This is a genomic window from Streptomyces sp. 5-10 (assembly GCF_014712245.1).
GTDB classification, from domain to species: Bacteria; Actinomycetota; Actinomycetes; order Streptomycetales; family Streptomycetaceae; genus Streptomyces; species Streptomyces violaceusniger.
In genome coordinates, this window is the sequence record NZ_JACVYG010000002.1 from 366863 (window position 1) to 379759 (window position 12897).

A 12897-nucleotide genomic window follows, 5' to 3' on the forward strand; every position below is an offset into this window, starting at 1 on the left:
TTCCCATCGGCCGGCGCGCACCGGAAGGCCGTCCTCGGCCAGGTACGGACGTGCCCGACGAGGGCCCCGGAGGGACCTTCCACCCCCAGACGAGGCCCCGGAAGGGTCTCTCATCCCCAGACGAGGGGCCTCGGAGGGACCTTTCACCCCCAGCGGCCGGTGCGGCCGAGCAGCAGCGCGGCGGCCGCCGTTCCGGCCGTGGAGGTGCGCAGCACGCTCGGGCCCAGCCGGTACGGCCGCGCGCCCACCTCGGCGAAGGCGGCCAACTCCTCGGGGGACACGCCCCCTTCGGGCCCGACCACCAGCACGATCCCGCCGCTCGCGGGCAGTTGGGCCGTCGCGAGCGGTTCGCCGCCCTCCTCGTGGAGCACGGCCGCGAAATCGGCTTCGGCGAGAAGTCGGGCAACCTGCCGGGTCGTCATCGCGTCCGTGACCTCGGGGAAGGTCAGCCGACGGGACTGCTTGCCCGCCTCGCGCGCGGTCGACCGCCACTTGCCGAGCGCCTTGAGGCCGCGCTCGCCCTTCCACTGGGTGATGCAGCGGGCGGCCGACCACGGCACGACGGCGTCCACACCGGTCTCCGTCATGGTCTCCACCGCCAGCTCGCCCCGGTCGCCCTTGGGCAGCGCCTGGACGACGGTGATCCTCGGGTCCGGGGCCGTCTCCCGGCGCACCTCGTCCACCACGACCTCCAGCCGGTCCTTGCCCTCGACGGCCGCCACGGTGCCCTGGACGCCCGTACCGTGACCGTCCGTCAGCACCACCGGCTCACCGACGCGCAGCCGCCTTACGGACACCGCGTGGCGCCCCTCAGGGCCCTCCAGCCAGACCCGGGCCCCCGCGGCCGCCCCCGCCAGGGAGTCGGCCACGAACACCGGGGCGGTCACGACACCGCACCCCGCTGGGGCTGAAGGGCCACCGCGGCCCGCGCCGCGTCGAGTTCCACCGCGAGCGTCTCCACCAGCCGCGCGGCGGGCAGCTCACGCGCCAGCCGGTGGCCCTGCCCGGCCCACAGCGCCATCCCCTGGGGGTCACCCGCCTTCGCGGCCGCCTTACGGAGGCCGGAGGTCATGTGGTGCAGCTGGGGGTAGGCGGCGGGCGCGTACGGGCCGTGCTCGCGCATGAAGCGGTTGACCAGGCCCCGGGCCGGGCGCCCGGAGAAGGCCCGGGTCAGCTCGGTGCGGCCGAACAGCGGGTCCGTCATCGCCTGCTTGTGCAGGGCGTTCGCCCCGGACTCGGGGCACACCAGGAACGCCGTCCCCAACTGGGCCGCGACCGCGCCCGCGGCCAGCGCGGCAGCGATCTGCGCACCGCGCATCATCCCGCCCGCCGCGATGATCGGGATCTGGACGTACTCGCGGACCAGCGTGATCAGCGACAGCAGCCCGAGCCCGACACCCATCCCGTCCGCGGCCGGGTCATTGCTGTACGTGCCCTGGTGGCCGCCGGCCTCCACGCCCTGCACACAGACGGCGTCGGCGCCCGCCCACTGGGCGGTCTGCGCCTCGACGGGCGAGGTCACGGTCACGACCGTACGGGTGCCGACCTTGGCGAGGGCGTCGAGGACGGCGCGGGTCGGGCAGCCGAAGGTGAACGAGACGACCGGGACCGGGTTGTCGAGGAGCACGGCGAGCTTGGCGTCGTACGCGTCGTCCGAGCCCGACTCCGGGTCGCCCAGCGAGGTCTCGTACCAGGCCGCCTCGCCCGCGAGCCGCTCGCCGTAGGCCGCGACGGCGGCCGGGTCGGGGTTGGGCGGCTGCGGCATGAACAGATTGATGCCGAAGGGCCGGCCGGTCAGCCCCCGCAGCTGTTTGATCTCCTCATACATCGCCTCCGGCGTCTTGTAGCCGGCGGCGAGGAAACCGAGGCCACCGGCCTCGGAGACAGTGGCGGCGAGCTGCGGGCAGGAGGCTCCACCCGCCATCGGCGCCTGCACGATCGGGTACCGGTAAAGATCGGTCAGCGCGGAGGACATGGCCACATCGTGTCATGCCCTCCGCACCGGCTCACCACCGGATCAAGGGCGCCGCGAGCCGATTCCCGGCCGAAGCGCCTGAGCGCTCCGCTGGAGGTGCCGCGATGCGTCGTCGGCCGACTGCGGCGCCGTCGTGGCTGGTCACGCCCGCGCGGCGAAGCCGCACATCGACACAGCCGCGGCGAAGCCGCATATCGACACGGCCCCGCGCCCCTTCGGGGCGCTGCCGAACAGTAGCGGACTTCCTCCGACCTGCTCAGCGTCCGTTGAAGGCGTCCTTCAAGCGCGAGAAAAGCCCTTGCCTACCGCCCGTTGAACGCATCCTTCAGCCGCGAGAACAGCCCCTGCTGCCCCGGCTTGCCGCACTCCCCCGGGGGCCAACCCCCGTACCCCCGGCCGAAGCGCCTACCGCCCGTTGAACGCATCCTTCAGCCGCGAGAACAGCCCCTGCTGCCCCGGCTTGCCGCACTCCCCCGGGGGCCAACCCCCGTACCCCCGGCCGAAGCGCCTACCGCCCGTTGAACGCATCCTTCAGCCGCGAGAACAGCCCCTGCTGCCCCGGCTTGAACTCGCCGGTCGGGCGCTCCTCGCCGCGCAGCTTGGACAGCCGTCGCAGCAGCTCCTCCTGCTCCGGGTCCAGCTTGGTCGGGGTGGTCACCTCGACGTGCACGATCAGGTCGCCCCGGCCGCCGCCCCGCAGATGGGTGACGCCGCGCTGGTGCAGCGGGATCGACTGGCCGGACTGGGTGCCGGGCCGGATGTCGACCTCCTCCAGGCCGTCCAGCGTCTCCAGCGGCACCTTGGTGCCCAGCGCCGCCGCCGTCATCGGGATGGTCACCGTGCAGTGCATGTCGTCGCCGCGCCGCTGGAAGACCGGGTGCGGGAGCTCGTGGATCTCCACGTACAGGTCGCCCGCCGGGCCGCCGCCCGGTCCGACCTCGCCCTCACCGGCCAGCTGGATCCTGGTGCCGTTGTCCACACCGGCGGGGATCTTCACCGTAAGGGTGCGCCGCGAGCGGATCCGGCCGTCGCCCGCGCACTCCGGGCACGGGGTCGGCACCACGGTGCCGAAGCCCTGGCACTGGGGGCACGGCCGCGAGGTCATGACCTGGCCCAGGAAGGAACGCGTCACCTGGGAGACCTCACCGCGGCCACGGCACATGTCACAGGTCTGCGCCGAGGTGCCCGGCGCCGCGCCCTCGCCGCTGCACGTCGTGCAGACGACCGCGGTGTCGACCTGGATGTCCTTGGTGGTGCCGAACGCGGCCTCGCTGAGCTCCACGTCCAGGCGGATCATCGCGTCCTGACCGCGCCGGGTCCTGGAGCGCGGACCGCGCTGCGATGCGGTGCCGAAGAACGCGTCCATGATGTCGGAGAAGTTGCCGAAACCCGCGCCGAAGCCGCCGGCGCCACCGCCGCCCGGCCCGGCGTTCGGGTCCCCGCCCAGGTCGTAGACCTGCTTCTTCTGCGGGTCCGACAGGACCTCGTAAGCGGCGTTGATCTCCTTGAACCGCTCCTGGGTCTTCGGATCCGGGTTCACGTCCGGATGCAGCTCGCGGGCGAGCCGCCGGAATGCCTTCTTGATCTGGTCCTGCGAGGCATCACGAGGCACGCCCAGGACTGCGTAGTAGTCCGTCGCCACTTACGACTCCGCCAGGATCTGTCCGACGTAACGTGCCACTGCGCGTACCGCTCCCATCGTTCCGGGGTAGTCCATGCGGGTCGGTCCGACCACGCCGAGTTTGGCGACCGCCTCGTCGCCGGAACCGTAACCGACCGCGACGACCGAGGTGGCGTTGAGCCCCTCGTGAGCATTCTCATGCCCGATTCGCACGGTCATGCCCGAGTCCTTGGCCTCGCCCAGCAGCTTGAGGAGGACCACATGCTCCTCGAGTGCCTCCAGAACGGGCCGGATCGTCAGGGGGAAATCATGCACGAAACGCGTGAGGTTCGCGGTGCCGCCGATCATCAGCCGCTCCTCGGTCTCCTCCACGAGCGTCTCGAGCAAGGTCGACAGTACGATCGAGACGGTCCCCCGGTCCTCCTGTTCGAAGGACTCCGGAAGATCCTGCACCAATTGCGGCACATCCGCGAAACGCCGTCCCACGACCCGGCTGTTGAGCCGGGCGCGCAGATCGGCGAGCGAATCCTCGGTGACCGGGGCGGGGCAGTCGACCATGCGCTGCTCCACCCGGCCGGTGTCGGTGATCAGCACCAGCATCACCCGGGCCGAGGCCAGCGGGAGCAGCTCCACATGGCGCACCGTCGAACGGGTCAGCGACGGATACTGCACCACCGCCACCTGCCGGGTCAGCTGCGCCAGCAGCCGGACCGTGCGCCCCACCACATCGTCGAGGTCGACCGCGCCGTCCAGGAAGTTCTGGATGGCCCGCCGCTCCGGGCTGGACAGCGGCTTGACTCCGGCCAGCTTGTCCACGAACAGGCGATAGCCCTTGTCCGTGGGGATCCGCCCGGCGCTCGTATGCGGCTGGGCGATGAAGCCCTCGTCCTCCAAGGCGGCCATGTCGTTACGCACCGTGGCCGGGGAGACCCCCAGCCGGTGCCGCTCGGTGAGCGCCTTGGAGCCGACCGGCTCCTCCGTCCCCACATAGTCCTGGACAATGGCACGCAGCACCTCGAGTCTGCGTTCGCTGAGCACCCCGCGCACCTCCAGTCCAGCGGTCTCATCAGGTCGTCCGCCTGGCACTCACCGGGCACGAGTGCCAGAACCCCTCCGCCAGTGTACGGCGGGGTGCGGTGGCATGGGCAAGAGCCGACGCTGGCAGCAACTCTCCCCCATCCCCGTTGAGCTAGCGTCGCGGTATGGAGACGTGTTGGGAAGAGGCGGGCTGGGAGCGGCTCGCGCCCGGTGTGGCCCGCCGTCGGATGCCGGAGTGGGACGAGACGGTCGGCGTGGTCGTCGGCCGGACCGACGTCCTGGTCGTGGACACCGGCGCGACCCTGCGCGCCGGGGCCGAGCTGCGCTCCGGCATCACCCGGCTGACCGGCCGCCGCCCCACCCGGATCGCGCTCACCCATCCGCACTTCGACCACGTCCTGGGCTCGGCCGCCTTCGCGGGCTGCGAGGTCTACGGCGCCACGGGCCTGGACGAGCTGCTGCGCCGTGAGCGGGAGACGCTGCGCGAGGACGCGATCCGCCACGGGGTGGACCGGGACGCCGCCACCGAGGCCGTGGACCATCTGGTCTCCCCGCACCACCTGGTCTGCGGGGAGCTCAGCCTCGACCTCGGCGGCCGTACGGTGCTGCTGGCCAATGTGGGGCCCGGCCACACCGCCCATGACCTGGCCGTCCTGGTGCCCGGCCGGCCCGAGGTGGTCTTCTGCGGCGATCTGGTGGAGGAGTCCGGCACGCCCCAGGCCGGGCCCGACGCGATCCCCGGCCACTGGCCCGCCGCGCTCGACCGGCTGCTCGCCCTCGGCGGCGCGGACGCCCGGTACGTCCCGGGGCACGGCTCCGTGGTGGACGCCGCGTTCGTACGGGCCCAACGCGACGAGCTGGCGGCCCGCTTTGGCGTGTCCGGCTCACCGTCGCTCTAGTCGTTCGCCTAGTCGTTCGCTTAGCCGTTCGCCCACTCGTTCGCCCGGTTGTGCGCCTGCGGGAGCGGGTGGCCGTCGCGCGCTATCGTCATCCGGATGCGACAGTACGACCCGGACCTGACCCCTCCCTGGAAGCGGCAGCGGCCCGCCCCCGAGGTCCCCGCCGAACCGGACCTCGTCGTGGAGGAGGTCACCACCGGATTCTGTGGTGCCGTGATCCGCTGCGAGAAGACCGCCCAGGGTCCGACGGTCACTCTGGAGGACCGCTTCGGCAAACATCGCGTCTTCCCCATGGAGCCGCGCGGTTTTCTGCTCGAGGGGCGTGTCGTCACCCTCGTACGCCCGCGCGCGGCGGCCCCCGGCGCGCCCCGGCGCACGGCCTCGGGGTCGATCGCCGTTCCGGGAGCCCGTGCGAGGGTCGCCCGCGCGGGGCGCATCTATGTCGAGGGACGCCATGACGCGGAGCTGGTCGAGCGGGTCTGGGGCGACGATCTGCGCATCGAGGGCGTCGTCGTGGAATACCTGGAGGGCGTCGACGACCTGCCCGCCATCGTCGACGGCTTCTCCCCCGGTCCGGACGCCCGGCTCGGCGTCCTCGTCGACCATCTGGTGACGGGCTCCAAGGAGTCCCGTATCGCCGCGGAGGTCACCGGCGAGCATGTGCTGGTCCTCGGCCACCCCTACATCGACATCTGGGAGGCCGTGAAGCCGTCCTCCGTCGGCATCCCGGCGTGGCCGACGGTGCCGCACGGCCAGGACTGGAAGAAGGGCGTCTGCCGCGCCCTGGGCTGGCCGGAAAACACCGGGGCCGCCTGGCAGCGGATCCTGTCCTCGGTCCACTCCTACAAGGACCTCCAGCCGGAGCTGTTGGGGAGGGTGGAGGAATTGATCGACTTCGTGACGGCCCCACAGGGCTGACGGCCGCCGTAAGGGGCTGATGGCCGCCGTAAGGGGCTGACTAATGGCCTCCGTAAGGGCTTAATGGCTCCCATAGGGCTGACGGGCTCCCGCAAGGGCTGACGGCTCCTGTTCAGGCCCGCCTGAGGGTTTCCGTATCTTCCGTATCTTCCGTATCTTCCGTATCGGCCCTCTGACGGCCCCGCCTCAGTCCACCAGGTCCCGCACCACCGCGTCCGCCAGCAGCCGCCCCCGGAGCGTGAGCACGGCCCGCCCGCGCCCGTACGGCTCCGGCTCCAGCAGGCCGTCCTCCAGGGCCCGTGCCGCGGCCGCCGCCCCGGCCGGGCGCAGCAGCTCCAGCGGGCAGCCCTCGGCCAGCCGCAGCTCCAGCAGGATCCGCTCCACCCGGCGCTCCTCGGCGGACAGCAGCTCCCGGCCGGCACCGGGCGACCGGCCCTCGCCCAGGGCCTGCGCGTACGCCCCGGGGTGCTTCACGTTCCACCACCGCACACCGCCCACATGGCTGTGCGCGCCGGGGCCGGCGCCCCACCAGTCGGCGCCGCGCCAGTACAGCTCGTTGTGGCGGCAGCGCCCGGCGGGCGAGGTGGCCCAGTTGGAGACCTCGTACCAGGCGAACCCGGCGGCCGTAAGGGTCTCCTCGGCGATCAGATAGCGGTCCGCGTGCACATCGTCGTCGGTCATCGGCACCTCGCCGCGCCGGATCCGCCGCGCCAGTTGGGTGCCCTCCTCGACGATCAGCGCATACGCCGACACATGGTCCGGGCCCGCCCCGAGGGCCGCCTCCAGGGAGGCGCGCCAGTCCGCGTCGCTCTCGCCGGGCGTCCCGTAGATCAGGTCCAGGTTCACATGGCCGAATCCGGCCGCCCGTGCCTCGGCCACACACGCCTCAGGACGCCCCGGGGTGTGCGTACGGTCCAGCACCTTCAGGACGTGCTGCCGGGCGCTCTGCATCCCGAAGGAGATCCGGTTGAACCCCGCCTCCCGCAGCTCCACCAGATACCGCGGATCGACCGACTCCGGATTGGCCTCGGTCGTGACCTCGGCCCCCTCGGCCAGCCCGAACTCGTCCCGGATCGCCCCCAGCATCCGCCCGAGGTCGGCCGCCGCGAGCAGGGTCGGGGTCCCGCCGCCGACGAACACGGTCTCCACGGCCCGCGGGTCGTCCCCCAGCACCTTCCGCGCCAGCCGCACCTCCTCGACGACCTGCTCGGCGTAGTTGTCCCGCGAGGCGAGCACACCGCCGGAACCGCGCAGCTCACTGGCGGTGTAGGTGTTGAAGTCGCAGTAGCCGCAGCGGGTGGCGCAGTACGGCACGTGCAGATAGAACCCCAGCGGCCGCCGCTCCGCCCCCGCCAAAGCGGTCGCGGGCAGTGCGCCGTCCTCGGGCATGGGCTCACCATCAGGCAATACGGAAGGCATGCCCCCATTGTCCGGCACCACCGGCGCCACCCGGACCGCGAGACGGCACCCAGCCGCGGCGGCCCCCGGCGACCGGACGCCACGGCCCCAGGCGACCGGACCTACGAGGTCTCCGGCGGACCTACGGGGTGTCCGGCGGACCACGCGGCGGAGCCGCATAGCGATACTTCCCCTCCCCGCCCCTTCCCGCAGCACCTATATGCGGCTCCGCCGCGCGGCAGGGGCTCCGCCCCTGGACCCCGGCCCAGCGCGGCGGAGCCGCATATCGCTGCTGCGGGGAGGAGCGAAGCCCAGCCCGGGTGCTGAGGCAGAGTCCCGACCCGGAGCCTGAGGCAAAGCCCCGACCCGAGGCCTGGGGACGAAGCGCCAGTTCCAGGGCCTGGGGGCGAAGCCCCGATCCGGGGCCTGAGGCAGAGCCCCCCCCGGGGCCCGGGGCAGAGCCCCACCCGAGGCCCGAGGCAGAGCCCCACCCGAGGCCTGAGGCAGAGCCCCACCCAGCGCCCGGGGCGGAGCCCCACCCGAGGCCTGAGACAGAGCCCCACCCAGCGCCCGGGGCAGAGCCCCACCCGAGGCCCGAGGCAGAGCCCCACCCGAGGCCTGAGACAGAGCGCCAGTTCCAGGGCCTGGGGCGGAGCCCCGTCCGGGGTCTGGGGCGGAGCCCCGGTTTCGGGAAGGGGCGGGGAGGGGAGCAGCCCGCCGCAGGCGTCACGACCCGCCGGACACTCCCTAGAGCACCTTCAGGACCAGCATCGCCAGATCGTCGTCCGGCGGATCCGCCGCGAACTCGTCCACCGCCCGGCGCACCCGCTCCGCGACCTGCCGCGCGCTCAGCCCCGCGCACAGCGCGAACGTCGCCGCCAAGCCGTCCTCGTCGTCGAACTGCCGGTCGCCCGATCGGTGCTCCGTCACCCCGTCCGTCACACAGAGCAGCGTTTCCCCGGGCGTCAGATCGAACGATTCACTCTCGTACGACACATCCTCCACGACGCCCAGCAGTATCTGCGGCGCCGCGACCGTCCGCACCTCGCCGTCCGGCCGCAGCACCAGCGGCAGCGGATGCCCCGCGCTGGCCAGCGTGCAGCGCACCCCCAGGCCGTCGCCCAGCGGCTCCAGCTCCCCGTACAGCAGCGACAGGAACCGCGCGACCCCGCCGCCCGGCGGCAGCCCCGCGCCTCCGACCAGGCCGCCGTCCACCAGCTCCACGACCCCCGCGGGGCCTCCCACGGCCTCCACACCGGCCACCACGGCCTCCGCGGCGCCCTCGACGGCCTGCTCCACCGCCTCCTCGCCCAGCAGTTGGTTGAGCCGGTCCAGGACCTCTCCCACGCCGTACCCCTCGCGGGCGAGCAGCCGCAGCCAGGGCCGTACGAGGCCGGTCACCACGGCCGCCTCCGGGCCGTTCCCGCAGACGTCGCCCAGGACGAAGCACCAGCGGCCGTCACCGGCCGGGAAGACGTCGTAGAAGTCGCCCCCGGCCGAGATCTCGCCCGTCGGCTCATACACCACCGCCGACTCGACCCCGGGGATCCGCGGGATCACGGACGGCAGCAGCCCGCGCTGGAGCACCCGGCTGATGGTCGCCTGCCGGGTGTAGCGGCGGGCGGAGGCGAGCGCCAGGGCCACGCGGCGGGCGAAGTCCTCGATCAGGCCGACCACTTCGGCCGGCATCCGCACCAGCCCGGCCCGCCCCAGCAGCAGCGTGCCGAGCGCGCGGCCGCCCGCCACCAGCCGGCATGCGAGGGCCGCGCCGCCGGGCCCGTACGCGGCGGGGTCGGCCGGCCAGGGCCACTCCACGGCGCTGCCGCGGACGGCGGTGGGCACATGGGGCGGCTCCTTCTCCAGCACCTGCCGCAGGCCCTCGATGCGCCCCTCGCTGGCGTGCCAGACCCGGGCCAGCCGCGGCGGGCCGCTCGTGGAGTCGAGCCAGACCGCGCACCAGTCGGCGAGCCGGGGCACCAGCAGCTGTCCGGCGAGCGAGGTGACCATGTCCTCGTCGAACTGCCCGGCCAGCAGATCGGACGCCTCGGCGAGGAAGGAGAGCGCGCCGCGCTGGATCCACTCGGGGTCCCGGCGGACGGGGACGAGGCCCTGCGCGGGCGCGACGATCTCGACGGCCTCGACGCCCTCCTTACGGCCTTCACCGACGGTCCCCAGGCCCTCAGCGCCCAGGCCCTCGGAGACAGCTCCCGAGCCCTCGGAGACGGCTCCCAGCCCCTCAGGGACGGATTCCAGGCCGTCGGGGACGGCGCCCAAACCCCCGGCGACGGCCCCCGCCCCGAATCCGCCGTCCGGCCCGGCCACGGAGGCGTTCGCCGCGTCCATGGCATCCATGGCGTCCATGGCGTCCACGGCGGCCGCGGCGTCCATGAAGGCCGAGCCCATGCCGCCCGCGGCGGCCGGGCCCGTGGGCGCCACCGCCATCTGGAACCACACCGACTTGGTCGCCCGCCGGTAGGTCGTCCCCCAGGACTCGGCGATCTCGGCCACCAGCCGCAGCCCGTGGCCCCCGGCGTACTCCGGCGGCTCGTCCGCGTCCGGCGGATCGCCGCGCACCACCCGGGTGGGATGGTGGTCGGTCACCTCCACCACCAGGGACGGCGGCTCACCCTCGCGGTCCGAGACATCCAGCGCACAGCTCACCTCGACGGCGGTGCCCGCGTGCACCACCGCGTTGGTGACCAGCTCGCTCACCAGCAGTACGGCCTCGTCAGCCACCTGGTCGGTGACCCGGTCGGCGGCCGGGACCTCGAGCGCGGCCCAGTCGGCGAGTGCGGCACGGACGAACCGGCGCGCGGCCGAGGCCGCGAGCGGAGTGCCGGGCAGGCTGACGCGTGCCGATGCGCTGGTACGGACGGGGCCGACCCCACCCCCGACCGGTAGAACCACCCCACCGCCCTCAACCGACCCACCAGAAGTGGCAGAAGATGACGTCCCCACTGTGCGGCTCCTGAAGAAGCTCCGTCATAACGCCGTATCCGTAACCGTATCCGGCACGGACAGAGTGACAGACGGACCGCCCTCATATGCACCGGGTTACGCAAGTGAACCGCGATAAGGGGAAAATTCATGTGTCCGGCGGGCCGGTCAACCTGAAATCCGGTGCGGGGTCGTATCCTTGCCCGTTAAACCTCCCGCGCGCCCGCGTACATGTCCTCGATCAGCTCCTTGTACTCACGCTCGACGACCGGGCGCTTGAGCTTCAGGCTGGGCGTCAACTCCCCGTGCTCCACGTCCAGATCGCGCGGCAGCAGCCGGAACTTCTTGATCGTCTGCCAGCGCTGCAGCCCGTCGTTGAGCCGCTGCACATAGCCGCCGATCAGCTCGCGCACCTCATCGGTGTCCACGACCTCCGCGTAGGTCCTGCCCCCGAGGCCGTGGTCGCCCGCCCACTTCATGATCGTGGGCTCGTCGAGGGCGATCAGCGCGGTGCAGTAGTTGCGGTCGGCGCCGTGCACCAGGATGTTGGAGACGAACGGGCACACCGCCTTGAACTGGCCCTCGACCTCCGCCGGCGCCACGTACTTGCCGCCCGAGGTCTTGATCAGGTCCTTCTTGCGGTCGGTGATCCGCAGATAGCCGTCGGGGGACAGCTCGCCGATGTCCCCGGTGTGGAACCAGCCGTCGGACTCCAGCACCTGCGCGGTCAGCTCCGGCAGCCCGTGGTAGCCCTGCATGATGCCGGGGCCGCGCAGCAGCACCTCGCCGTCCTCGGCGAACCGCACCTCCAGGCCCGGGAACGCCTTGCCGACCGTGCCGGTGCGGTAGTCCGCCGGGTTGAGGAAGCTGGCGGCGCTGGACTCGGTCAGGCCGTAGCCCTCCAGGATGTTGATCCCGGCGCCCGCGAAGAAGTAGCCGATGTCGGGCGCGAGCGCGGCGGAGCCGGATACCGCGGCCCGCAGCCGGCCGCCGAACGCCTCGCGCAACTTGCCGTAGACCAGCTTGTCGGCCAGCGCGTGCTGGGCCCGGAGGCCGAAGGGCACGGAGGCGGTGCCGGTGCGGCGGAAGTTGTCCTGGGAGATCCTGGCGTAGTCCCGGGCGACCCCGGCCGCCCACTGGAAGATCTTGTACTGGGCCGCCCCACCCTCGCGCGCCCGCTGGGCCACCCCGTTGTAGACCTTCTCGAAGATCCGCGGCACCGCGCACATATAGGTCGGCCGGACCACCGGCAGATTGTCGATGATCTTGTCGACCCGGCCGTCCACCGCCGTGGTGTGGCCGACGTAGATCTGCCCCGCCGTCAGCACCTTGCCGAAGACATGCGCGAGCGGCAGCCACAGGTACTGCACATCGTCGGGGAAGAGCAGTCCCTCCTGATTGCCGATCACAATGGCCATATAGGACCAGGAGTCATGCGCCAGGCGTACGCCCTTGGGGCGCCCGGTGGTACCGGAGGTGTAGATGAGCGTCGCCAGCTGATCGCTGCGCAGGGCGTCCATCCGCTCCCGTACGGCGTCCGGCTGCCGCTCCAGCAGGGCCGTGCCCCGCTTCTCCAGCTCGGTGAGCGAGAGCACCCAGCCCTCGGGGTCGTCCGCGGCGGGGACCGCGTCGTCGGCCTGGATCACCACCACATGGGCCAGCTCGGGGAGTTCCTCGCGCTGCGCCCGCACCTTGGCGAGCTGCGTCGCGTCCTCGGCGATCAGCACCCGGCTGCCGGAGTCGGAGAGGATGAAGGAGGTCTCGTCGGCGTTGGTGGTCGGGTAGACCGTGGTGGTGGCCGCGCCCGCGCACAGCACGCCGAGGTCGGCCAGGATCCACTCGACGCGGGTGGAGGAGGCCAGCGCCACCCGCTCCTCGGGGCGGATGCCCAGATCGATCAGCCCGGCGGCGATGGCGAAGACCCGATCCGCGCTTTCCCGCCAGGTCAGCGGCCGCCACTCGTCGGGGCCCGTGCCCGAGGCAGGAGGCACCGGATACCGGTACGCCTCCTTGTCCGGCGTCGCCTCGACGCGCTGGAGGAAGTGCGTCGCCAGGGACGGCGGCCGGTTCTCGAGCAAGTTCTGTGTGTCGGTCACGGCATCCTCCGGGGC

9 protein-coding genes are annotated in these 12897 nt (G+C 72.6%); 2 read left to right on the forward strand and 7 right to left on the reverse strand.

The features are described 5' to 3' along the window. Positions 1–143 precede the first annotated feature (143 nt). The 4 genes from IEJ02_RS04040 to hrcA form a co-directional block, all read right to left on the reverse strand. The gene (locus tag IEJ02_RS04040) at positions 144–887 is read right to left on the reverse strand and encodes a 16S rRNA (uracil(1498)-N(3))-methyltransferase (RefSeq protein WP_191063383.1); all 744 of its coding nucleotides are present in this window, start codon (positions 885–887) and stop codon (positions 144–146) included. After that, complete coding sequence (locus IEJ02_RS04045) at positions 884–1975, reverse strand: nitronate monooxygenase (protein WP_191063384.1); 1092 nt, start codon at positions 1973–1975, stop codon at positions 884–886. Before IEJ02_RS04045 ends, IEJ02_RS04040 begins: the two co-directional genes overlap by 4 nt. Positions 1976–2483: 508 nt before the next feature. Beyond that, complete coding sequence (gene dnaJ / locus IEJ02_RS04050) at positions 2484–3617, reverse strand: molecular chaperone DnaJ (RefSeq protein ID WP_137977927.1); 1134 nt, start codon at positions 3615–3617, stop codon at positions 2484–2486. Beyond that, on the reverse strand, positions 3618–4634 hold the full coding sequence (gene hrcA, locus IEJ02_RS04055) for a heat-inducible transcriptional repressor HrcA (RefSeq protein WP_191063385.1): 1017 nt from the start codon (positions 4632–4634) through the stop codon (positions 3618–3620). Between the two features lie 164 nt (positions 4635–4798). On the opposite strand from hrcA, the gene IEJ02_RS04060 reads away from it, so the two are divergent. Further along, a complete protein-coding gene (locus tag IEJ02_RS04060) occupies positions 4799–5533 on the forward strand; it encodes an MBL fold metallo-hydrolase (RefSeq protein WP_191063386.1) in 735 nt (244 codons plus the stop codon). Positions 5534–5629: 96 nt separating this feature from the next. Further along, complete coding sequence (locus IEJ02_RS04065) at positions 5630–6451, forward strand: DUF3097 domain-containing protein (protein ID WP_191063387.1); 822 nt, start codon at positions 5630–5632, stop codon at positions 6449–6451. Positions 6452–6637: 186 nt separating this feature from the next. On the opposite strand, the gene hemW is transcribed toward IEJ02_RS04065, so the two are convergent. The 3 genes from hemW to IEJ02_RS04080 form a co-directional block, all read right to left on the reverse strand. Further along, complete coding sequence (gene hemW / locus IEJ02_RS04070; protein WP_191063388.1) at positions 6638–7870, reverse strand: radical SAM family heme chaperone HemW; 1233 nt, start codon at positions 7868–7870, stop codon at positions 6638–6640. Between the two features lie 726 nt (positions 7871–8596). After that, positions 8597–10756, reverse strand: coding sequence for a SpoIIE family protein phosphatase (locus IEJ02_RS04075; protein WP_317985711.1), 2160 nt, complete (start codon positions 10754–10756; stop codon positions 8597–8599). 236 nt (positions 10757–10992) lie between these two features. Continuing rightward, positions 10993–12882 (reverse strand): AMP-dependent synthetase/ligase, encoded by a 1890-nt coding sequence (locus IEJ02_RS04080; RefSeq protein ID WP_191063390.1) that lies wholly within the window; start codon positions 12880–12882, stop codon positions 10993–10995. Positions 12883–12897: the final 15 nt, after the last annotated feature.